Here is a 20,285-nt window from a genome sequence, read left to right as displayed (position 1 = left end):
AAGGCCGTCCCCTTACTTTTTCGTCGATACCGTTTCCGGTACCGCACTCTGTGGATTGAGGTTCTGCAGATGTCCGCTTTCGGTGCCCAGGGTGGGATCGATGACGCAGTTGATGACCGCGGGTTTCTTTGCCGCCATGGCCTGGCGCAGTGCGGAGTCGAGTTCTTCGGGTGTGGTGGCGTTGTGGCCGGTGGCTCCGAAGGCTTCGGCGATCCTGTCGTAGCGCGCGTTGTGCATGAGGACGGTCGGTGCCGGATCTGCGGACTCGGTGTTGACGGCGTCGCCCTTGTAGACGCCGCCGTTGTTGAACACAAGGGTCACCACGGGAAGCCCGTAGCGGCAGACGGTCTCGACCTCCATGCCGCTGAACCCGAACGCGCTGTCGCCGGTGACGACGATCACGGGATCGCCCGTCTCCACCGCTGCCGCGATCGCGTAGCCCATTCCGATGCCCATGACACCCCAGGTGCCGGTGTCGAGGCGGTGACGCGGCTGATGGATGTCGATGACGTCCCGGCCGAAGTCGAGCGTATTGGCTCCCTCGTTGACCAGATAAGTTCCCGGATGGTCCGCGATGACATCCCTGACCACCCGCAGCGCACCGTAGAACCCCATCGGCACATGGGTTGCGGCAAGACGGGCGGCCATCTTCGCGACATTCCTGGCCTTGTGGTTCCCGATCTCGTCGGTCCATTCCCTGGGCGCGTGGACGGGGTGGTTCTCCAGTTCCTTCACCAGCGCGTCGAAGACGGAGCGGATGTCCCCGAGTACGGGAGCCGCGACGGGGCGGTTGCTGTCGAACTCCGTGGCCGCGACATCAGCCTGGACGAACTTCGCGTCCGGGTTCCACAGAGGCGGTTCCCCGTGCCGGAGCATCCAGTTCAGCCGCGCACCGACCAGGAACACGACGTCGGCGTTGCCGATGGTGAAGGAGCGGGCGGCCGCCGCGGACTGCGGATGACCGTCCGGCAGCAGCCCCTTCGCCATCGACATGGGCAGAAAGGGAATGCCGGTCCGCTCGATGAAGTCCCGGATGGCCTGGTCCGCCTGCGCGTACGCGGCCCCCTTGCCCAGCACGACGAGAGGCTGCCGCGCACCCCGCAACAGGTCCAGGGCCCGGTCGACGGAGGCGGGGTCCGGGAGCTGGGCCGGGGCCGGGTCCACGGGGCTGAAGATCGATTCGGCTCCTCTTGACGCGTCGAGAGTCGCGCCGAGGACCGCGGCGGGGATGTCCAGATAGACACCGCCCGGCCGTCCGGCCACAGCAGCCCTGACGGCACGCGCGGTCCCCAGGCCGATGTCCTCGGGACGGTCGACACGGTACGCCGCCTTCGCGAACGGCTTCGCGCTGCTGAACTGGTCGAGTTCTTCGTAGTCGCCCCGCTGGAGATCGACGATGGGCCGTTCGCTGGAACCACTGACCTGGATCATCGGAAAGCAATTGACCGTCGCCGCCGCGAGAGAGACCAGCCCGTTCAGAAAACCCGGAGCGGAAACCGTCAGACAGACACCCGGGCGCCGGGTGAGAAAACCCGCGATCGCCGCCGCGTTTCCCGCCGACGCCTCATGCCGGAAACCGATGTACCTCATGCCGCGGGCCTGCGCCAGACGTGCCACATCCGTGACCGGAATCCCGACCACGCCGTACATGTTCCGCACACCATTGGCCTGGAGTGCATCGACCAGCAGATTGAAGCCATTGGTCAATCGCCCGGATGACCGCACAGACATCTCCACTCCACCCAACGCCGCATCTATTGCGTCAACGTGTGTACGCATCTACGCATCTACGCATCTACGTATGTACGCGTGCCACATCGGTCACCCGGGAATACGAGCGACTGAACCCAACCCTTCCACCGCGGCGGCGATCACGCCCATCGAAGGGGCCCAACCGGTCTCAGGCGCGACAGGCGCGAGTCCGCACACCGTGTTGCCTCATCGGCCGATCCATGAGAACCCTCGATCCATGAGAACCCTCGTCCTCTCGGAGTTCCGTACAGCTCAATACGCGGACACACTGCCTTGGCCGGAAGGAGCGTCCCCATGCCGACGACGGACAAGACCGTAGAGCGACTCCTCGCCCCCATGACCAGGAAGCGGCTGTTCGCGGCGATCAACCGCAAGGTCGCCGAGGACGCCGAGATCACGCCCTATGTCGCCGACCACCTCCGGTACATGATCGAGCTGGAAGGGCGCGGGCTGCTCTGGGCATCGGGCCCGTTCGTCGAACCGGGTGTGCAGGTCGGCGACGGTCTCACCATCCTCAACACCGACACCGCCGACGAGGCCCGCCGGCTGCTCTCGGACGACCCGCTGTGCCAACGAGGCCTGCGTACCTTCGAGGGCCCGTTCCCCTGGGAGCTGCGTGAGGGACGCATCCCGCTCTCGCTCGACGCCTCCAGTTCTTCCTTCCACCTGCATTGAGCCCACCTGTATTGAGCCCACCTGCGTTGAGCACACACAGCTTGCGCACCGGATATGAGGGCGTTGTACTGAAGGCGCCAAAAAGGAAATGAAGTGACCATGCGGTATCCACGTCCCACCATCAGACAACGGTCTTCGCGCGCGGCAGGGAGCATCGCCGGCCCGCGCGCCGGCCGTACCGATGCCGGGCTGCTCACCCTCCGTGTTGTCGTGGGAGGGCTGGTCGCCGCCCATGGCCTGCAGAAGATGACGCACTGGCTGGGCGGATCCGGACTGGCCGGCGGCGCCGAGGAGTTCCGGCACGACGGCTTCCGCGGCGGGCGGCTCACCGCGCTGGCGGCGGGGACCGGTCAGACGGGCGGGGGCCTGTTGCTCGCGGCCGGGCTGCTGACACCCCTCGCGGTGGGAACCGTCGCCAGTGTCATGACCGTCGCGGTCACGGTGAAATACCCGCACGGACTGTGGGTCCAGGACGACGGGTACGAGTTCCCGCTGGTCCTGATCGTGACCATGGCCGCCATCGGGCTCGCCGGGCCGGGTGTCTGGTCACTCGACCATCTGGCCGGCATCGACTGGCCCGCTTCCGTCGGCCTCGCCGGCTGCGCGGCCGGTGTACTGGGGGGTCTGGCCACAAGGCGGGTGCTGTGGCGGGCGACGAGCCCTCGGCCCTGACCCGAGCCGTCAGCCCTGGGTCCGTTCGAGCAGTTCGGCGAGGTGGTCGCACCAGACCTCGGCGACATGAAGTGTCTGGTGCCCCCGTGTTTTCGGGCCGGCCGGGAGTGTCATGGCCCGTCCGTGCGGGACCGAGGCGATGGCCCTTTCCAGTCCGCCGAGTTCGACGGGATTGAGTTCGTCGTCCTCGAAGTTGACGGCCAGCAGCGGTGCCCGTATCGCACTCAGGCCGGGCGCCGGATCGTAGTCCCGGGACGCGTCGAACTCCCAGACGACGTCGTTGGCGTCCTCGTCGTCCAGCGCCTGCGACTCGATTTCCTCGATCTGCCCGTCGGTGTCCTCGATGGTTTGAAGACCGGTGGCCATGTGCCGTGCGCTGCCGGTCATGAGCCGGAACAGCGCCATCGCGTGACCGACTCCGGCCGGCTGCTTGTTGTAACGGCCCCCGGCGTATCCGGGATCGGACTCGATCAGACGGATCAGCATCCGCCGCCACAGCAGGTTCCGCCCGGTGATGCGCTCCGGAAGACTGGCGATCGCCATCAGCGCCCGCTGGTCCGGATGCCGCTGGCCCCACAGCCATGTCTGCATCCCGCCCATCGAGGTGCCGAGCAGCAGCCGCAGCCGCTCGATGCCCAGCCCTTCGGACAGCAGCCGATGCTGCCCCTCGACCATGTCACCGTAGCCGTAGTGCGGGAAATCCGGTCCGAGCCCCTCGCTGGGCCGGCTCGATCTGCCGTGCCCGATGGCGTCCGGCATGATCACGAAGAACCTGGTCGTATCGAGGGGCCGGCCGCTCCCGAACAGGAGGTCCGCGATGGACGGTTGCAGGAACTGCCGGCCGGAACCGGTGGTGCCGTGCAGCAGCATCACGGCGTTGCCGGCGTCCGCGTTCAACGACCCGAGCGTGTGGTACGCCAAGGTCACGTCGAGGCGGTGTCCGTCGTCGAACAGGAAGTCGTCGACGGTGTGGAAGCCTGACTCGGCTTCTGATTCCCAGTCGGTCATGATCGGTGGCCTCTAGAAGATGGTCGGGTGCGGCCTCTGGAAGAACGAGAGGGTCAGAAGAACGAGAGGGTCTCGATGCCGACCCCCGCCGGCACGGTACGGAGGACCTCGCCGCGTTCGAGGTTGCACACGGCCAGCGAGCCCGCGTTGTGATTCGCGATGAGCACCGTTTCGCCGTCCTCGTGGAAGGCCATGTTCATGGGGCCCTGGCCCAGGTGCAGAAGAGTCTGTGACTTGAGGTCCTCGGAGAAGACCGTCGCCAGCGGCTCCTCGAAGTTCGTGACCACGAGATACCTGCCGTCCGGGCTGTAGCGCGCGATTTGGGCCGCCTTCCGGTGCCCGTCGAGTGTGACCGTCGCCCGTATCTCGTCCGATACCGTGTCGACCACATAGAACTGCGGCTGCTGTGCGTCGACGAGAATGACGGTCTCCCCGTCAGGAGACATACCGATTCCCGCGGAGCCGTTCGGAGTGGGGATTTTCTTGATCACACGCTTTGTGGCCAGATCGACGACCGACGCGAATGTGTCCTCCTCGTTCTCGCTGTAGAGCTTGCTGTTGTCCGGCAGCACCTCGATGCGGTGTGCTTTGTCGGATCCCACCTCGATCACGTTCTTGATCGCACCGCTCCCGGGGTCCATTTCGAGCACCACACCGCTGTTCTCGCACACGCAGTACAACTGACCGTCCGCGCCCCACCGCAGGCCGTGCGGAGCCAGATACGGGAACGTGCTGAGGTCACCGACATGCTTCCGTTCCCGCAGGTCGAACTTGGCTATCAGATGGCCAGGATGCGGATTGTCCCCGTGGATACCGGGGCCGTAGATGGGGACATACGCGAAACGGTGATCGGGCGAGATGAGCAGCTCATGCACCCTCGGTGCGAAACCTTCGAGCGTCAGCTCGACCTCATAGGTCTTCGGATCGAGAAACAGGATGTGGTTCCCCAGTTTGTCGACCGCCACCAGACCGTCGCTGCCCGTCAAAAAGTTGGCGTCTGTTGTCATGACAACCCTCCTGTTCAAGCTTCGAGCGCGTCGCCATGGGGCCGCTCAGTCCGGCGCCCCCTCGTCGATGTCGACGTCGATACCGAACCGACTCCCCGTCTCCCGCAGCCGGTTGAGATCCCCCTCCGGGTCGCTGCCCGGTCCCGGAGACGGACGGCACGCGGCGCGGTAGTACTCCTCGATCCCGCCCGGCACCGTCAGATTGAACAGCCGGACCGTTCGGTCACTACGGTTCCGAACCCGGTGGCGCACCCCCCAGGGCACAAGCACGGCCGACCCGGCCGAGGCCTCGTACTCCTCTGCTCCGACCAGCACGGCCGCCGTCCCCTCCAGCACGTAAAAGGCCTCCTCGTAACGGGCATGGCGATGAGCCGGGATCCCGCCACCGGGCTCAAGGGCGATCTCGGCGACCGTATAGGCGTCCGCCGTCGCCAGACCCGCCGCTTTGATCGTGTACGTCGCGCCTGCCGCGTGGCGGCGATCCCCCTCACCCGGCAGCACCAGGGTCGGGCCGCGCCCCTCACCGATCGGAAGCGGCCTCTCACGCCCGTCCGGGCCGCTCTCCAGGTAGGTCACGCCATAACGCGGGGTCCGGGCGTTGATCTCCTCGACCGGCATCGTCCCGTGCTCACCAGGAGGCTCATCACCCGGAGCGCCCAGTTCGAGGAAGAAGCCCTCATTGCCGCCCGGCGTGGTGAAAGTGATCAGCTCCGCGTTGCCCTCGCCGACATTGCGCCATTCATGAGCAATGCCACGGGGCGCCGCGAAGAACGTGCCGTCACTCACCGTGGCATGAATTCCCCCCGCCTTCAGCTCAAGCTTCCCGCGGAGCAGGAAAAAGCCCTCCTCCTCACGGGAATGCACATGCCTGGGCGGACCCGTACCGGCCGGCGGATAATCCAGCCAGAACGCGTACTCGCTCCCCGTGTCCTCACTGACCGCGGCGAAAGTGATCCGGTCGTCGCCCATCCACCAGATCGAGACACCCTCACCCGGCCTCACCAGCTTCCCCCGCCTGAGCAGCGGCGCGTCCCGCTCGATCGGCCTGTTGAGATTCCCCGGTGTCCTGGCCTTCGCCATCGCACAACCTTCCCGCCCAAGGCCGACGGATCGACCACCGTACGGGGTCCGTGATTCCGCGACCTGTTTTCGTTGGGCCGGCGCCCGCGGCTCCTGAGGAGCGCACCACTTCAATTCTCGCCCGCCGCAGGACGTTGTCAAAACGTGTGATGTGCGATCGTGGGTGGCAGAGCCCCGACAGGCTCCTGGACGAGGTGCGCCGTACCCAGTCATGACAAGACGACGCGAGGAGTCTCTGTCATGGCATGGATCGTTCTGGTGATGTCCGGAGTGCTGGAAGCGGTATGGGCGACCGCGCTGGGCAGGTCGGAAGGCTTCACCCGCCCCCTGCCGAGCGTCGTTTTCGGCCTCGGGCTGGTACTGAGCATGGCAGGACTGGCCTTCGCGCTACGAACGGTGCCGGTGGGTACCGGCTACGCGGTCTGGGTCGGCATCGGGGCGGTCCTCACCGCGACGTACGCCATGCTCTTCGAAGGCGAGTCCGCCGGCCCACTGAAACTGATGCTGCTGGCCGGCATCCTCGGATGCGTGGCCGGCCTGAAGCTGACGCACTGAGCCTCGTGACTCACTGCCGCGCTCGAAGGACGGGCAGCGGCAGTTGTCCTCCGGCGTGGTGAGAGAGCTCACGCGGCCGCGAGGCTTTCCAGTGGGCGTATGCGGCGGGCAGGCACACGGCGCAGGGCCGGTATCCGGCTGCGACGGCGGTGGTCTCGTCCGGGAAGAACACCCGCTGTTCGACGTAGTGGCCGCGCGCGATGGCCCGCAGTGCGGAGGGGCAGTCCAGCCGTCCGTACAAGCGCCCGCGGCGGTGCCCGCCGAGCGTGCCCGGCGTGTGGCTCCGGTACGGCCGTCCGTCCGGTCCGAGCAGCGTGTAGGTGCGCTCCGGGCCGTTGGCGGCTGACCCGGCAGGGGTCATGCGGCGTCGTGGAAAACAAGGCCGAGGGTGTGGCGGCGGCCGGAGCGTACGGTGCTCACACCGTGCCGCATCGGTCCGTTCGACCATCCCCGCCTCGTGGCCACCGGCCGATCGCGGGTGGTGAAGATGAGGCCGTGTCCCCGCGGGAGCGTTGTGGACGAGCCGCGGGACTGCGCGCGGGGCCGCTGCTCGGTCATCAGGAACTCCCCGCCGGTGAAGTCGGCGCCGGGTGCGTCGAGGCCGATGACGACCTGGAGCGGGAAGACCATGTCGCCGAACACGTCCCGGTGCAGGGCGTTCCAGTCGCCGGGGCCGTAGCGCAGCAGGATCTGAGCGGACTTGTCCTGCCCCGCCTCGTGGCACAGGTGCAGCCACTCCTTCAGGCTGTCGGGCCAGGGGGCGGGCTTGCCGAGCCTGGCCGCCCAGTCCCGTGCGACGGGTAGCAGGCGCGGGTAGAAAGCCTCCCGCAGCTCCTGTACGAGGTCGGGCAGGTCGTGGGTGAAGTAGCGGTACTGGCCCGAGCCGAAGCGGTGCCGGGCCATGTCGACGGTGGTTCGGAAGCGGTCGGACCGGTCGTACAGGGCGGCGATCCCGCGGCATTCCGCGGGGGTGAGGAGCCGCCCGGTCAGAGCGTGGCCGTGCTCGTCGAGCTCGCCGGTCAGGGTTGTCCAGTCGCTGCGGGCGACCCGGTCGGCGACCGGGCCCGCGAGCCGGGTGATGGTCTCGGTCATGAGACTGATCCTTCGGGTGGGTACGGGGCCACTCCGGCACCGCCGGGAGAAGCGGTGCGGGGCCGGAGTGACGGTTTCTCAGGCGGCCCGGCGGACGTATTCCAGACCCCCAGTGGCCGCCGCTGGCGCGCCAGGCTCCGTCAGGAGGCGCGGTTCCCACTCAGACACGGCCTAGAGCAGGGTCGGTTGCAGGGCGCCCTCGTGGGTGAGGAGCCGGACCTTGCGTTCGACGCCACCGGCGTAGCCGCGCATCGTGCCGTCCGCGCCGATCACGCGGTGGCACGGGCGCACCAGCAGCAGTGGGTTCGCGCCGATCGCCGCGCCCAGGGCCTGGATCCGCTCGCGCGGCAGCGCGAGTCGCTCGGCCAGCGCACCGTACGTCGTGGTGGAACCGTGGGGGATTCCTTCGACCGCGTTCCAGACGCGGCGCTGGAAGTCGGTGCCGGCCGGGGTGAACTCGATGGTGAATTCGGTGAGTTCTCCCGCGAAGTACGCGGTGAGCTGGCGGACGACGTCCGCGAACGGCTTCGCGTCCTGGCGCCACTCCGGACGGATGGCCGGAGCGTTCTTCTGACCGGGCATGGTCAGCGAGGTGAGGGTGAATCCCTCCGCGGTCTCCTCGCCCACCAGGAGCAGATCACCCAGCGGACTGGTCATCGTCATGCAGGCGGTCATCGCCGCCTCCTTACTCGTGGGAATGCGTTTCACCGTCAACCCTGCCGCCGTGCGGACACGCATGCTGGCGGCATTCGGACACCACGCTCCCCGTGCGTTCAACGTGCCGACCGGAGCCGACAACGGCGGGGACCGGCGCACGAGGCCGGCCCCGCGACCCGGCGTCCTACGCTTCGATCACCGTCATCACCTCACGCTGGACCGTGTCCGGCCGGTCCGCGACCACCGACAGCACCCAGGTGCCCGGCCCCGCGGTGAGGCTGCCGCGGCGCTCGCCGGGCTCCGTCTCCGGCAGCACCACCCAGTCCCGCGGTTCGTCGGCCCGGTCCGCGTGCAGTGCGGCCCGTACGGTACGGCCGCGCTCGACCCCGGTGGCCACGATGTCGAACGGATCCCCGGCCACCGCGAACTCCGGTACGACGATGCCGAACTCGTCGTCGGCCAGGGTGTCCCTCGCGGACTTGCTGTGGTGGATGGCGTCGAGCTGGTGGCCGAAGGCCTCGGCGCTGATGAGGTGCCCGTGCCGGTGGCCGTTCCACAGACTGTCGTCGGTACGGCGCAGTGCCCACGCGGCGAACGCCGACTCGGCGGGTACCGTGCCGTCGCCGGTCCATGGCTCGTGGTCGTCCAGCAGGTAGTGGAACTCCAGCTCCCGGCCGGGGTTCACCGTCACACCGTGGATGGTGGGGTGGGCCCGGCCGCCGAGGCAGCGCATCTCGTAGGGGAGGGCCCGGTCCGGGCTGCCGCGCAGGTTGTCCCGGAGGGACGTCTCGAACTCCTCGTGGAAGGCGAAGACGTCGCGGACCGTGTCGGTCGGCAGGCCGGTGTCGATCTCGGTGAGGTGGTCGTAGTAGCCCTCGGGGTAGTCGGGGCGGCGTACGGCCTCGTAGACCGGGAGGAGCTGCCCCACCGACGGGAAGGAGCGGGCGAGTTCCGTGAGCCGTTCGTTGAGCCGGGGCGCCAGCGCCGCCGCGGTCCGGCCCAGCAGGCCCGAGCCGATCCCGTGCCCGGTGAGGAACCGGACGGCCTGGGCGGCGCCCCGGTGCGGGGTGCCGACCGTCACCAGGGTGCGGGCGGTTTCGCGCCCGCCGAGGCACTCCAGGTAGTGGCGGGCGACCAGGCCGCCCATGGAGTGGCACAGGAGGGTGACCTTCGGGTCGTCCTCGGCCTTGGGGTAGTACGTCCTGAACTCCTCGGTCCACCGGCCCAGTTCGCCCGCGATCCGTAGTTTGAGGTCGGCGGCGGTGAGGCGGTTGGACAGGCGCCAGTCATAGGGGAAGGTGACGAACTGCTCGGGGCGGACACCGGTGAGCAGGCCGGCGACGTCCGGGTATCCCTGCTGTGTGAGGAGCCCGGGCAGCCCCGTCGGCCGGTGGACCAGGCCGGCGGCTTCGACGGCGTACGGTTCCTCGGGCCTCTCGTCGCCGATCCCGTCGGGCAGTCGCAGCCGGCTGATCAGCTTCTGCGGCGGTACGGCGCCCAGCAGCGCCGGGAGCGACAGGTTCCACAGGTCCTTTCCGTCGCGGGTGAGCCGGCTTCCCGTGATCCCCGGGATGAAGACCACCAGGTCGTGCTTCACGCTTCCTCCTTGGCTCGTACGTGGTGCGGCGTACGTGGTGCCTCGTACGTGGTGCGGTGTGCGGCGTCCGTTGTTCGGGCGATGGGGGCAGACCGGGTCCGGCTACCAGCCCTTCCTGGGCTGCCAGTGGTCCGCGGCGGACCGGGCCGGTCCCGCATGTCTGGTCGTGGCGCCCGGACCCAGCGCTTCGGGGCGGAGCAGGATCAGGTCGCACCGGCGGCGGCCCTGGAGGGCCAGCGTGATCCCGCGCTCCGCGTCATGGACCGCCGCGGCTGCCTCCACGTCCAGTCCGCGCCAGGGCACCGCCGCCGTCTTCACCTCGCGGCCGTTGACCGCGTCGAACACCGCCAAAGTCTGGTCCCCGCCGCAGGCGGCCAGCAGCGGGCGCTCCGGAGGACCGGTGAAGACCACCGCCGACGCGCGGCCCCCGGGGTGTGCGGCCTGCCGGGGGATCCAGCGTCCGTCCTTGTACCGGGCGAGATGGAGTATGTCGTCCTCGCCCCAGGCCACCAGGGGGAACGACCGCCCCATCACCCGGTGTTCGCCGAGGGCCATCGTCGCGGTCCGCCGCCAGAAGTCGTCCAGGACCGGCGGCGGCTCCTCGTCCTCCGCGTCGGCGCGCCACAGCCGGAAGCCGCGCCCGGTGTCGGCGCCCACCCAGGTCGTGCCGTCGGACATGGTCCGTGCGCCCAGGGCGTGGGCGACGGCGCCGACCTCGCCCCGTACCGTCCACCGCCCTTCGCACAGCCTGTGCCGCCGCACACGGCGGGTGTCCGGGACGAACAGGCTCGGGACGCCGTCGTTCTCGACGGCCAGCCCCAGTCCGCGCACCTCGTCGCCGTCGTCACCGGCCAGGGGGATGTCCTGGTGCGGGGCGGCGGTCCGCAGATCGGCGGTGAGCGACCAGACGCGTACGGTCCGGCCCGCGCCCGCCGCGACGAGCCAGCCGTCCCTGTGCCACACCGCGCGCACCGCGGTGACCGTACCGTTGTGCCGGAGCGGCGCCTCCCGCTCCCCGGGGGCTCCGCCCTTCTCCGGCTCCTGGCGGCAGGCCAGGACGGTGGAGCCGAAGACCCGGCACAGCAGCGCGGCACCGCCGGGCGGGCCGGGCGCGGCCTCCACCAGGATCCGTTCGGTGTAGCTGCGGTCCCCCGGGCCATGGCGACGTACGGCGGTGGCCGAGGAGACGTCCAGGATTCGTACGTGCGGGCCGTCGGAGACGGCGATCCTCCCGGTGCCGTACGGATCGCAGGCCAGGGCCTCCGGGTCGCGGTGCCCGTGGACGGGGAAGGTACGGAGCGGCGGCCCGCCGTCCAGGCCGTGTACGGCGATGCGGTCACCCTGGTGCAGGACCAGCAGCGGCCGGCCGTTGGCGCGGCCGAGGGCGGCGCCGCGTGCTTCGGGCGTGTCCAGGGCCAGCTTGTGTTCCACGGCCCATCCGGTGCCGGCCGGCCCGCTGCCGCCGTCGGCAGCGGTCAGCCGCCACACGTCGGTGGTGTGGCCGTCGACCCGGACGAGCCACGCGGAGGAGACGCCCGTACCGTCCCGCGACGGCTCGGCGAGCGCGGCGATGGCCCGGACCGGGCCGCGACCGGTGTGTGCCAGCGGCTCGGACGCGCCGAGCAACTGGCGCCCCAGCCCGGCCGGATAGACCTGATGGACGTGCGTCTCGGCGCCGGCGGAGAGCAGGAAGTGGCGCGCGCCGAGGGAGAACAGCACCAGCCGGTCCGCGGCCACGCCCAGGATGCCGGCCAGGTCCGCTTCGGCGGCGCTCCTGTCGACGGGCCACTGCCAGGTCCACACCCGCTGTCCGTCCGCGGCCATCGCCAGGAACCGGCTGCCGCACTCGGCGACGGTCAGCGCCTTGGGGGAGCCGCCCCAGTCGAAGACCTTGGCGGGCAGTCCCGACGCGTCGTCCCAGAAGAGCACTCCGCTGCCGTCGCCGGCCATGGTGACCCGGCGCGGGCCCGCCGTCGCACCGGTCACCTGCCGCAGCAGGCGGCGTCCGTCGGGGGCGCGGCGGGTGAGCCGCTGGCGGCCGGTCTCCGGGTCGTGCACCGCGACCGCACCGAGCACGCCCAGCGAGAGCACGGTGTCCGCGGCCGTGCCGGGGCGCGCGTCGGGGCCGTGGGCGCCGGGGGACACCGCCGCCCAGTGCAGGGCGCGGGCGCCGCCGCGGGCGGCGGGCCAGCGCAGGTCGACGGGCGTGGACTCGGCGTCGGTCCACAGTTCCGTCCATGGCAGCCGGGCGAACCCGGCGGAGGCCAGCCGGCCGTACATGCCGTCCCGGTGGCTGACGAACGCCGTGCCGCGCAGCAGCGCGCGCCGGGTGGTGTGGTCGGGGCGGCGGCGGAAGTCGTCGGCGACCCTGGCGTACAGGGCGGCGCCCTCGCTGTGCCGCACATGGGGAACGGCCAGCGGCAGCACCACGTCCGGGTCGGTGTGGACGAGGAATTCGGGGTCGTCGAGGAGGTCGCGCAGCCGCTCCTCTCCCGCCTGCGCGGCATGGACCGCGAGATACGCGCGGGTGTACGGGTCGGCGCGCGCCCAGTCGGGGCCGCCGCGGGCGCTGAGCGCGTCATGGATCCTGAGGTGGCCGTCGCGCGGGGTGAGACCGAGCCGTTCGAGGATGTGGACGCCGTAGCCCGCGTGCGCGAGCCGGTAGCTCCCCGAGTCCACGGCGACCAGGCCGCCCTCGGCCCGGGCCAGCAGTTCGCGCGCCTGCGCGCGGGTGAAGGTGCCCTCCTGCCCGTGCAGGGCGTCGGCCATGGTCACCAGAAGAGAGAGATCGCGCAGTCCGCCGCCGTACGCGAGGGCGAGCGGCGCGAGGATACTGGCGGCCGGGACCGCTCCGTCGCGTTCGAGGTGGCTGATCTCGCGGCGGACCCAGTTCTCCAGTCCGGTTCCGGCCCGGCGGAGTTCCGCTTCGAGTTCGGTGACGGTGGGCGGGCTGGTACGGCGGACGAGCTGGCCGGCGATCAGCCGGGCCACCAGGAAGAGCCCCTGGCTGCCGGCCGCGATCGCCTGCGCGGCCTCGCGCCGCAGCAGCGTGTGCCGCTCGTCCGTGTACGGGGAGCCGGGGGCGGACAGCAGCGACTCGGCCAGGGTGGTGATGTCCCGCTCGGCGTCGTCCTGGTCGAGGGCGAGCGGGGCGGTGGTCTGGTCGAGCACGTCGAGCAGGCTCTCGGCGGTCACCGGGTCGGCCAGGTGCCGCCGTGGCCGGGGCCGGGTGCCCACGATCACTTTCACTCCGCGGGTGTCGGCGAGGCGGTTCAGCAACTGGCGGGCGATCTCGTGCGCCTGTCCCGGCATCGCCTCGTCGAGTCCGTCGAAGAGCAGGTTCAGGGCGCCCGCCCGCTGGGCGAGAGCGGCGACTGCGTCCGTGCAGCGGTCCGCGTCGCAGCCGCCGGCCGGCCGGGGCGGCATGGCCTCGAAAGACGTCAGGGCGTCCCACAGCGCTTCGACCACACTGGTCAGCGAGCGGTCGCGGCAGCTTATGAGGGCGTGGACGGTGCCCGGGCGCGGGCAGACCTGGGGCGGCGGCTGCGGATCGAGCCGCTGTCTGCGGCGGGCCACCGACAGCAGGCCGATCCGCGCGAGCAGGGCCGTTTTGCCGGATCCGCCGGGCCCGGTGACCACCTGCATGCCGTGTGCGGCGGTGTCGAGCCAGCGGACCAGGCGGCTCAGCGCGGCGTGCCGTCCGGTGAACTCCCGTTCCAGGATGCCGCCTTCCTGGATCTGGAACGGGGATTCCTCGGCCCAGGGCAGCGGGGCGCCGTCCGCGAGCACGGCGGGGTGCGCCCAGGGACCGCGGTGCGGTGCGGCAGCGCCGTCGTCCTGGAAGTACGGGTTGTGCAGGAAGTTGTTGGGCAGGGGCCGTACCGTCTCGAAGCCGGGCCGCTCGTCCCGGGTTTCCAGCCCCGCCGCGGTGGCCTCCTGGCCGATGGCCTCGACCAGGTACGGGACGGAGATGTAGAGAGCCGAGGGGTGCATCGGCAGGGAGCGGTCGGAGACCTCCGTGTCGGGCTTGGCCAGCACGGACGCCAGCCAGTTCACCCACAGTCCCTCCCGGATCACGGTGCCCACCCCGGAGGTGCCGATCACCGCGAATCCGGTGGTGGAGGACTCGTAGGCGCGGGCGACGGAGGCACGCTCCTCGCTGACCGCGCGCCGCAGCGCGACGTTCAGGTGCCCGTGCGAGGAGCAGGCGTCGAGGACGAGGAGGGTGTGGGCGGGCGCGGGGGCCGCGAGGATCCGGTCCACGAGGTCGGTGAGGGCGAAGGAACGGGCGGGATCGAAGCGGCCGTCGGCCCAGGTGTCGCGGCAGGCGAGGTGGAAGCCGCCCTCGGCGTCCACACCGTGCCCGGTCCAGTAGAGGATCCTGCGCGCGGCGCGGCGGTCGAGGAACGCGTCCAGCCAGGCCGAGACCTGGTCCCGGTTCATTCCCTCGGGCCCGGCCGGCACCTCGCCGAAGCCCAGCTTGTCGCGGGCCATGGCGGCGAGTCGGGCGCTCTCGGCGCCGATGTGCGCGAGGTGCTCGCGCCCGTCCGGCCGGGCGGGGTTGTCGTACGTGTCGATGGCCAGTACGCCGACCACCCCGTCGCCCCGGAAGGCGTCACGCCCCAGCTCCCTGGACATCCGGCCCCCCGATCGCGCCTGGTCCTGACTCCGCCGCCCACGGCCAGTGCCCGTCCCGGCACTAGTCTGAGCAACTTAGCTCAGAAAAGAGGGTGTTGATGGCTCATCGAGACCGCTTCTCCGTTGTCGGCAAGGTGACCGACTGCCACATTTACGAGGGTGACGGCACGCGTCCGATCACGGAAGAGAACGTCCGGGTCCTGTACACCAGCCGCCGGGTGCAGTTCCCCGACGAACTGGGTGCGTGGCGGCGGGAGATCGCCGACGAGGAAGTCCGCAAACGGGCCGCCGGCGAGCCGTACTGGTGGAACAACCCGCGCTTCGCCGTGGAGAGCCTGGTCGTCTCACGCGGCAATGTCCGGGAGGAACCGCAGGTCACGCTCTCCCTGCTGGACGCCGACTACTACGATTTCCTTACCACCTCCCTGAATCTGGGCCGGACGCTGCGCAACGGCTCGACCCTGCGCAAGCAGTATCTGGAGGACGCCGATCCGCTGGACGCCCCGCCGTGGATGTTCTGCAGCCTCGGGGTGAATGTGGCCGTCGAGACGGGGAAGGACGGCCGGATGCTGTTCTCCCGGCGCAGCGCCAAGGTGGCCGGCCCGAACGCGTCCCGGTGGAACTCCTCGGCCAACGAGGGCGTCGCCGCCAGTCATGACCTGCCGGAGTCCGGTGAGATCAGCCTGCACCGGGTGGCCCGCCGGGCGCTGCGGGAGGAACTGGCGGTTCAGGACGGCGACCGGGTCGACCTGGAACTGCTGGGTTTCGGCCTCGACCTGCGGAACAACCAGTGGGCGGTCTTCTTCCGCGCGGTCCTGGAAGACCTCGACGAGGAGACCATGAGACTCCGCTGGAGCAAGGGTGTGGAGGACAAGTGGGAGCACGACCGCTTCGCCTTCACACCGGCCGACCCGGAGTCGGTGCTCACTTTCATCCACGACACGGAGTCGTGGTCGCCGTGCGCCCCGGCGCTGTTCTACCTGTCCGTGGTCCGCGCGGCGGTCCGCGCCCAGGGCGGCGACCCGGGCGCCCGCCTGCTGGTGGAGGAGGCGGAACGGCGGGTACTGGGACGGGGATGACCGGCCGCACACCCCCGACCGCGCCGGCCACCGTCCGGCCGGCACGGTCCGGTTCCGTTACCGCCGCCGGCTTCTCCGCCGGGGCGGCGTTTGAAGCGCGATAGTCCTGGGTAGCGCCCGCCTGGTCCTGGCTCAGGGGGTTGTCCACCTCGATCCCGAGCCCGCCGTGTTCGACGCGATGCTGGAGGGCTGGGCACGGCAACATCGCTCGCGGTTCCTCAACTTCGACGCCACGATCAAGCCGCGCCTTTCACTGCTGAAGCGCTTCGCCGAGTTCTCCAACCAGTACCCCTGGCAATGGCAGGCAGTCGAGGTCGAAGCCTTCCTGGACCATCTGCGCGCCCGACGGCCGACGTTCGCGGTGTCGACGGCACGCAACTATCCAGAACGCCCTGCGGATGTTCTGCGACTACGTCACCGACGAGCGCTACGACTGGCCGAAGGTCTGTTACGACCGCTTCGGTCAGCAGCCCATCCAGATCTGCATGAGTGGAACACGATCACTCACACCAGCGAGTACGAGGGCGGCCCGGGGCGACGGCCGCTGACGTACGACGAAGTCCAGCAACTCTTCGATGCTGCCGACGACAGGATCGACAAGATCCGCAAGCGCGGACGCGAGGGATCCCTCGCCGCCCTGCGCGACGCGATGGTCCTGAAGACCGTCTATGCGTACGGGCTTCGCCGGCAGGAAACCTGCGGCCTCGACCTTGCCGACATGCCGAAACGCCAAAGTGCCGTCCTACGGCCGCTTCGGCGGGATATTCGTGTGCTACGGCAAGGCGTCCAAGGGAGGCCCGCCCAAGCGGCGTCTGGTGCTGACCGTGCCCGAGATGGACTGGTGCGTCGATGTCCTCGAGCAGTACTGGCAGGAAGTACGACCAGCGTTCTCACCGGGCCGCCACCCCGCCCTGTGGGTCACCGAACGGCGGGGACGCATGTCTCTCAGACGTCTCAACGACGCCTTCAACAACGCCCGACAGGACGCCGACCTCCCGAAAGAACTCGACCTTCACTCGCTGCGGCACAGCTACGTGACGCACCTGATCGAGTTCGGCTATCCCCAGAGGTTCGTCCAGGATCAGGTAGGTCACGCCTATGCCAGCACCACGGCTATTTACACCGGTGTGTCGGACGACTACCGCAACCGGCTCCTGGAGCGTTCGCTCAAGGAACGCCACAGCGACCTGTGGGAGGAACCCGCATGATCCGCAAGATGGGCATCACCTGGCACCTGCGCCTCCGCATGGCCGAGAAGGGCATGTTCCAGACCACGGCCCTGCAGCCCCTGCTCGCCGAGCGCGGTATTCACCTCTCGCGTGAGCAGGTCTTCCGCTAGGTGACTGGGACGCCTCAGCGACTCTCCACCGACACCCTCGCAGCTCTCTGCGACATCCTGGAATGCCAGCCCAACGACTTGATCGAGGTCAAGGCGGTCAACGCTGAGGTCCGCAAAGCCGCAGGTGAGACCAGCACCTCGCAGCCGCATCCGCGCAGAACGACCGTCCGGCGGCCCGATCAGACGTGAAACCGCCGACCAAAACGGCCGCCGCCCTGAGCCGCATCCGACAGCACCTCCTGACAGCAGCCCCCGAACTGTCTGACGAGTCGCTCCACCAGATACTTGAGGACGCAGTGGTGCGCGGCAGTACCGCTCTCCTCCTCGACGAGCATCTCCGTCAGTACCCCACGGCCCTCGCGGCGCCCGGAGGCCGGATGCCCGGTGTCCTGGTGCGGCTGGCCGACACGTTGATCAGCTACGGCGTCCAGGGCGTCGTCGCGCCCACCTGCAGCTTGTGCGGCCGGGCCTCACGTCCCCTTGATCACAAACTTGAAGAGGGCAACGTCTGCAGCGGCTGCTATGCCCGAGCGAAGGCACCGCGCGCCGAGTGCTCGCAGTGCGGGCGGCACATGCGGCTCGCACTTCGACGTGGGGACGCTCAGCTGTGCGGAAGCTGCTACGGCAAATCCCAGCACGCGGAGTGCAGCCGCTGCGGCAGACACAGACGACCGACCGCCCGGCTTGCCGACGGGACGGTTCTCTGCCAGGGATGTGCACCCCGGCCGCTGCGCCGTTGCCACTCGTGCGGCGAGGACAGACCCGCCCATGCCCTCAGCCCCGACGGCCCGGTCTGCCGGCGCTGCTACCGGCCGCCTACACGCGTGTGCGGCATCTGCGGCCAGCAACGCAAGATCATCAGACGTGGCCGGGGAAAGACCCCCGACGTCTGCGCGAGCTGTTACCGGCTTCCGACCGCTACCTGCTCGCAGTGCGGCCGCACGCGGCCGTGTCTGAGGTCGTCTACGGACGCTCCGATCTGCGGACCGTGTCTTCCGAGGCAACCGCACCCCTGCGCTCTGTGCAAGCGGGTCCTCCCGGTCCAGGCGCAGTGGCCACTGGGCCCGGTCTGCAACACCTGTTTCACCCGGGTACGCCGCACGCCGAGTGCTTGCTCCAGTTGCGCCGCCGTACGGCCGCTCATCGGCCGTAGTCCTGACGGAGCGACGATCTGCGGGCCGTGTGCTGGCACCGAACTCACTTACACCTGCCGGGGATGCGGCACCAGCGGGCTATTCTCCCGGCGGGGCTACTGCACCCGTTGCGTCCTCGACCAGCGGTTGAACGAACTCCTCAGGACGTCTCCGGAGGGGATCGCCCCGCAGGTCCGAGCTGTTCACATGGCTCTCCACGGCGCCGACCGCCCCATCCGGATCCTTCACTGGCTCAACCACCAGGGTGTCCCCGAACTCCTGACCCGCCTCGCGCGAACTGGTGCCGAGCTCCGGCATCACGACCTCGACGAACTGCCCGACACTCCCGACCATCTCCTACGCCAGAGACCTGCTGTCGACCGCAGGGGTGCTGCCACAACGAAACGAGGCGGTCGAGCGCCTGCCTCGCTGGGCAGACGCCGTTCTCAGGCGCCTCGGGCTGGGCGGACTTGCCGGCCGCAACACTGCCCGCCTTGCTCTGGCAGCCGACGTTCCTGCCTCAATCCTTGCCGTTCTCACCGGGACCAGCATCGACAACGCAGCGGACTGGACGAATTTCGTCAAACGCGACTGGACCGGCTACATCAGCAGCCGGCGAAGCGACAGCTAAGAAGTCGGTGTCTCTCGTTCGTGAGCACCGGCATCATGTTCGTCGGCAAATTAAGGCAGGAGAGGACGAGTGCGGCGGGTGTCTGGAGACGGGCAGGCGGATCTGACGGAGCTGTGGCAGCAGCGTTGGCCCAGTTGCCCGCCGGTTGGGTACAAGCTCCGGGGCCCGTATCGGGATGTGTGGGTACGTTTTCACAGCCTGCCGGAGTCGAAGCGGTACGCGGAGGGCGAGAGCGAGTACACCGTCGTCCTGGAGCGTTACAACACCGTCCTCGACGAGTTGTTCGCTGGCGCGGACGTGTACGTCATCACTCCGCTCTGGACGACCGAAGCCGAGGTTCCGTCAGTGGAACCCGGAACGGGGTATTGGCAGAGCCTGCTGGTGGAGGACGATCCCGACCCTGAGTTCCGCACGTACTGCCACCTCTTCGCCGCACGCCGACCCTGGCAGCGCGGCTGTATCGACGACTTGCTCCGAGATACCGCCGACGACAAGGCGGCGGGAATCCTCATCACCGACACCCGCATGCAGCGCATCCACCACCCCTACGACGGTGGTGCCGACGCCTTCCTCACCACACCCGAAGAATGCGACCGGATGCGCAATCGGCACGCCGACTGGCTTTCCAGTCACCCCTCGGGTCTCTGATCGGTTCGGATCGCCGCCCCGCTCAGAATGGTCTTCACCGCAAGTACCGGGTTGAGAGGCTCCACGAGCTCCTTGGTGGCGACGGCCACGAGGCGGGCGGGCGCATCACCCGCCAGCAACGCGCTCACGTATTCGAGGGCTTCCGCGGGCGCGAGCACAGGCAGCCTCTGGCGCAGTGTCCGCACAGCATGCATCCGTCCGCGCGTAGCGGCGACTCCGCGGAGCGCATCGTGTAGATCGTCCACTGCAGTGCGCACCGGCAGCCCACGTATCCGAGCCCGGTAGTCGCCCTCCCATTCTCCGGTTACCGCGGAGACGACGCCGATCTGGTGCAGCCCCCGTCGACGCGGTCGACCAGATACGGCCCATTGCCGATGAGCGCGTGCTTCGAGTTCTGGGTGCGCACGAAGTCCTCAGACTGCCAGGAGATGATCCACACCAGCTCGTGTTCCTCGACACGGACCACGGCCATCCTCACCGCGTCCGCGCTCACGGCCCGCCACTGCTGATAGTCGCGCTCTAGCAGCTCTTCGACAGCTTGAACGGCGGCTCCTCGCTCGATCACGCGTGCAGCATCCCGTACCGGCCCCTCTGACGACCAGCGAATTCGCATGGTCCAGCGCCACGCACGAGGGGCCTGACGGACCTTCTTACTCAGGCGAGTAGATCCTGAAGTCCCCCCTGCTCGCATCCGCTCTGGCCGCCGGTGCTGAGTGACTTCC

The 20,285-nt window shown here is 69.4% G+C and carries 19 protein-coding genes, 1 pseudogene and 1 riboswitch; of the genes and pseudogenes, 8 read left to right on the top strand and 12 right to left on the bottom strand.

The window, feature by feature from the left end; genetic code table 11:
* Positions 1 to 12 precede the first annotated feature (12 nt).
* Positions 13 to 1,731 (bottom strand): oxalyl-CoA decarboxylase, encoded by a 1,719-nt coding sequence (oxc, locus tag KQY30_RS05585; RefSeq protein ID WP_217305844.1) that lies wholly within the window; start codon positions 1,729 to 1,731, stop codon positions 13 to 15.
* Positions 1,732 to 2,046: 315 nt separating this feature from the next.
* Here oxc and KQY30_RS05580 point away from each other — a divergent pair, with 315 nt between their 5' ends.
* Complete coding sequence (locus tag KQY30_RS05580; protein ID WP_217305843.1) at positions 2,047 to 2,427, top strand: YciI family protein; 381 nt, start codon at positions 2,047 to 2,049, stop codon at positions 2,425 to 2,427.
* A 99-nt stretch (positions 2,428 to 2,526) separates the two neighbouring features.
* Positions 2,527 to 3,099, top strand: a complete 573-nt coding sequence (locus KQY30_RS05575; protein WP_217305842.1) for a DoxX family protein — start codon at positions 2,527 to 2,529, stop codon at positions 3,097 to 3,099.
* 9 nt (positions 3,100 to 3,108) lie between these two features.
* On the opposite strand, the gene KQY30_RS05570 is transcribed toward KQY30_RS05575, so the two are convergent.
* From KQY30_RS05570 to KQY30_RS05560, 3 genes are read right to left on the bottom strand one after another with little or no spacing between them, the layout of a single operon-like run.
* Positions 3,109 to 4,107 (bottom strand): alpha/beta fold hydrolase, encoded by a 999-nt coding sequence (locus KQY30_RS05570; RefSeq protein ID WP_217305841.1) that lies wholly within the window; start codon positions 4,105 to 4,107, stop codon positions 3,109 to 3,111.
* A gap of 53 nt (positions 4,108 to 4,160) precedes the next feature.
* Positions 4,161 to 5,114 carry a hypothetical protein gene (locus KQY30_RS05565; protein ID WP_217305840.1) on the bottom strand — a complete coding sequence of 318 codons (954 nt, stop codon included), beginning with the start codon at positions 5,112 to 5,114 and terminating at the stop codon, positions 4,161 to 4,163.
* Positions 5,115 to 5,159: 45 nt separating this feature from the next.
* Positions 5,160 to 6,194, bottom strand: coding sequence for a cupin domain-containing protein (locus KQY30_RS05560; protein ID WP_217305839.1), 1,035 nt, complete (start codon positions 6,192 to 6,194; stop codon positions 5,160 to 5,162).
* 166 nt (positions 6,195 to 6,360) lie between these two features.
* Positions 6,361 to 6,423, top strand: a riboswitch (guanidine-III (ykkC-III) riboswitch).
* A gap of 11 nt (positions 6,424 to 6,434) precedes the next feature.
* On the opposite strand from KQY30_RS05560, the gene KQY30_RS05555 reads away from it, so the two are divergent.
* Complete coding sequence (locus tag KQY30_RS05555) at positions 6,435 to 6,749, top strand: multidrug efflux SMR transporter (RefSeq protein WP_217305838.1); 315 nt, start codon at positions 6,435 to 6,437, stop codon at positions 6,747 to 6,749.
* A 10-nt stretch (positions 6,750 to 6,759) separates the two neighbouring features.
* Here KQY30_RS05555 and KQY30_RS05550 read toward each other — a convergent pair whose 3' ends face one another.
* From KQY30_RS05550 to KQY30_RS05530, 5 genes are all read right to left on the bottom strand, one after another.
* Positions 6,760 to 7,110: an Ada metal-binding domain-containing protein gene (locus KQY30_RS05550; protein WP_217305837.1), complete on the bottom strand. Its 351-nt coding sequence runs from the start codon at positions 7,108 to 7,110 to the stop codon at positions 6,760 to 6,762.
* Positions 7,107 to 7,841 (bottom strand): 2OG-Fe(II) oxygenase, encoded by a 735-nt coding sequence (locus tag KQY30_RS05545; RefSeq protein ID WP_217305836.1) that lies wholly within the window; start codon positions 7,839 to 7,841, stop codon positions 7,107 to 7,109. The genes KQY30_RS05550 and KQY30_RS05545 overlap by 4 nt, the downstream gene beginning before the upstream one ends.
* 171 nt (positions 7,842 to 8,012) lie before the next feature.
* Positions 8,013 to 8,516 (bottom strand): methylated-DNA--[protein]-cysteine S-methyltransferase, encoded by a 504-nt coding sequence (locus KQY30_RS05540; RefSeq protein ID WP_217305835.1) that lies wholly within the window; start codon positions 8,514 to 8,516, stop codon positions 8,013 to 8,015.
* Positions 8,517 to 8,682: 166 nt separating this feature from the next.
* Positions 8,683 to 10,095 (bottom strand): hypothetical protein, encoded by a 1,413-nt coding sequence (locus KQY30_RS05535; RefSeq protein WP_217305834.1) that lies wholly within the window; start codon positions 10,093 to 10,095, stop codon positions 8,683 to 8,685.
* Between the two features lie 102 nt (positions 10,096 to 10,197).
* Positions 10,198 to 14,733: an ATP-binding protein gene (locus tag KQY30_RS05530; protein WP_217305833.1), complete on the bottom strand. Its 4,536-nt coding sequence runs from the start codon at positions 14,731 to 14,733 to the stop codon at positions 10,198 to 10,200.
* A gap of 98 nt (positions 14,734 to 14,831) precedes the next feature.
* On the opposite strand from KQY30_RS05530, the gene KQY30_RS05525 reads away from it, so the two are divergent.
* Positions 14,832 to 15,812 (top strand): translation initiation factor 2, encoded by a 981-nt coding sequence (locus KQY30_RS05525; protein WP_217305832.1) that lies wholly within the window; start codon positions 14,832 to 14,834, stop codon positions 15,810 to 15,812.
* A 463-nt stretch (positions 15,813 to 16,275) separates the two neighbouring features.
* On the opposite strand, the gene KQY30_RS37340 is transcribed toward KQY30_RS05525, so the two are convergent.
* Positions 16,276 to 16,545 (bottom strand): hypothetical protein, encoded by a 270-nt coding sequence (locus KQY30_RS37340; protein WP_367997397.1) that lies wholly within the window; start codon positions 16,543 to 16,545, stop codon positions 16,276 to 16,278.
* Position 16,546: 1 nt separating this feature from the next.
* Here KQY30_RS37340 and KQY30_RS37335 point away from each other — a divergent pair, with 1 nt between their 5' ends.
* From KQY30_RS37335 to KQY30_RS05505, 4 genes and pseudogenes are all read left to right on the top strand, one after another.
* Positions 16,547 to 17,020, top strand: coding sequence for a tyrosine-type recombinase/integrase (locus KQY30_RS37335; RefSeq protein ID WP_367997396.1), 474 nt, complete (start codon positions 16,547 to 16,549; stop codon positions 17,018 to 17,020).
* Positions 17,017 to 17,340, top strand: a pseudogene (locus KQY30_RS05515) (helix-turn-helix domain-containing protein). Before KQY30_RS37335 ends, KQY30_RS05515 begins: the two are co-directional and overlap by 4 nt.
* Positions 17,341 to 18,585: 1,245 nt before the next feature.
* Positions 18,586 to 18,915, top strand: a complete 330-nt coding sequence (locus KQY30_RS05510) for a hypothetical protein (protein WP_217305831.1) — start codon at positions 18,586 to 18,588, stop codon at positions 18,913 to 18,915.
* 177 nt (positions 18,916 to 19,092) lie between these two features.
* Complete coding sequence (locus KQY30_RS05505; protein WP_254406963.1) at positions 19,093 to 19,563, top strand: hypothetical protein; 471 nt, start codon at positions 19,093 to 19,095, stop codon at positions 19,561 to 19,563.
* Here the strand turns inward: KQY30_RS05505 and KQY30_RS37330 are convergent.
* Together KQY30_RS37330 and KQY30_RS37325 are read right to left on the bottom strand one after the other, a co-directional pair.
* Positions 19,545 to 19,748, bottom strand: coding sequence for a hypothetical protein (locus KQY30_RS37330; RefSeq protein WP_367997395.1), 204 nt, complete (start codon positions 19,746 to 19,748; stop codon positions 19,545 to 19,547). The genes KQY30_RS05505 and KQY30_RS37330 overlap by 19 nt on opposite strands.
* 119 nt (positions 19,749 to 19,867) lie before the next feature.
* Entirely contained in the window at positions 19,868 to 20,128 is a 261-nt protein-coding gene (locus tag KQY30_RS37325) for a YrhB domain-containing protein (RefSeq protein WP_367997394.1), read from the bottom strand.
* Positions 20,129 to 20,285: the final 157 nt, after the last annotated feature.

It is taken from the genome of Streptomyces sp. GMY02 (genome assembly GCF_019056675.1).
Classification (GTDB): Bacteria; Actinomycetota; Actinomycetes; order Streptomycetales; family Streptomycetaceae; genus Streptomyces; species Streptomyces odonnellii.
The sequence above is the reverse complement of the archived record's forward strand: the minus strand, read 5'-3'. Positions and strand labels throughout refer to the sequence as shown.

Excerpts from the sequence above, each read along its gene's own strand:
- KQY30_RS05570 (WP_217305841.1), bottom strand. The coding sequence starts at position 4,107 with ATGACCGACTGGGAATCAGAAGCCGAGTCAGGCTTCCACACCGTCGAC.
- KQY30_RS05530 (WP_217305833.1), bottom strand. The coding sequence starts at position 14,733 with ATGTCCAGGGAGCTGGGGCGTGACGCCTTCCGGGGCGACGGGGTGGTC.
- KQY30_RS05580 (WP_217305843.1), top strand. The coding sequence starts at position 2,047 with ATGCCGACGACGGACAAGACCGTAGAGCGACTCCTCGCCCCCATGACC.
- KQY30_RS05540 (WP_217305835.1), bottom strand. The coding sequence starts at position 8,516 with ATGACCGCCTGCATGACGATGACCAGTCCGCTGGGTGATCTGCTCCTG.
- oxc (WP_217305844.1), bottom strand. The coding sequence starts at position 1,731 with ATGTCTGTGCGGTCATCCGGGCGATTGACCAATGGCTTCAATCTGCTG.
- KQY30_RS05550 (WP_217305837.1), bottom strand. The coding sequence starts at position 7,110 with ATGACCCCTGCCGGGTCAGCCGCCAACGGCCCGGAGCGCACCTACACG.
- KQY30_RS05565 (WP_217305840.1), bottom strand. The coding sequence starts at position 5,114 with ATGACAACAGACGCCAACTTTTTGACGGGCAGCGACGGTCTGGTGGCG.
- KQY30_RS05545 (WP_217305836.1), bottom strand. The coding sequence starts at position 7,841 with ATGACCGAGACCATCACCCGGCTCGCGGGCCCGGTCGCCGACCGGGTC.
- KQY30_RS05560 (WP_217305839.1), bottom strand. The coding sequence starts at position 6,194 with ATGGCGAAGGCCAGGACACCGGGGAATCTCAACAGGCCGATCGAGCGG.
- KQY30_RS05525 (WP_217305832.1), top strand. The coding sequence starts at position 14,832 with ATGGCTCATCGAGACCGCTTCTCCGTTGTCGGCAAGGTGACCGACTGC.
- KQY30_RS05555 (WP_217305838.1), top strand. The coding sequence starts at position 6,435 with ATGGCATGGATCGTTCTGGTGATGTCCGGAGTGCTGGAAGCGGTATGG.
- KQY30_RS05575 (WP_217305842.1), top strand. The coding sequence starts at position 2,527 with ATGCGGTATCCACGTCCCACCATCAGACAACGGTCTTCGCGCGCGGCA.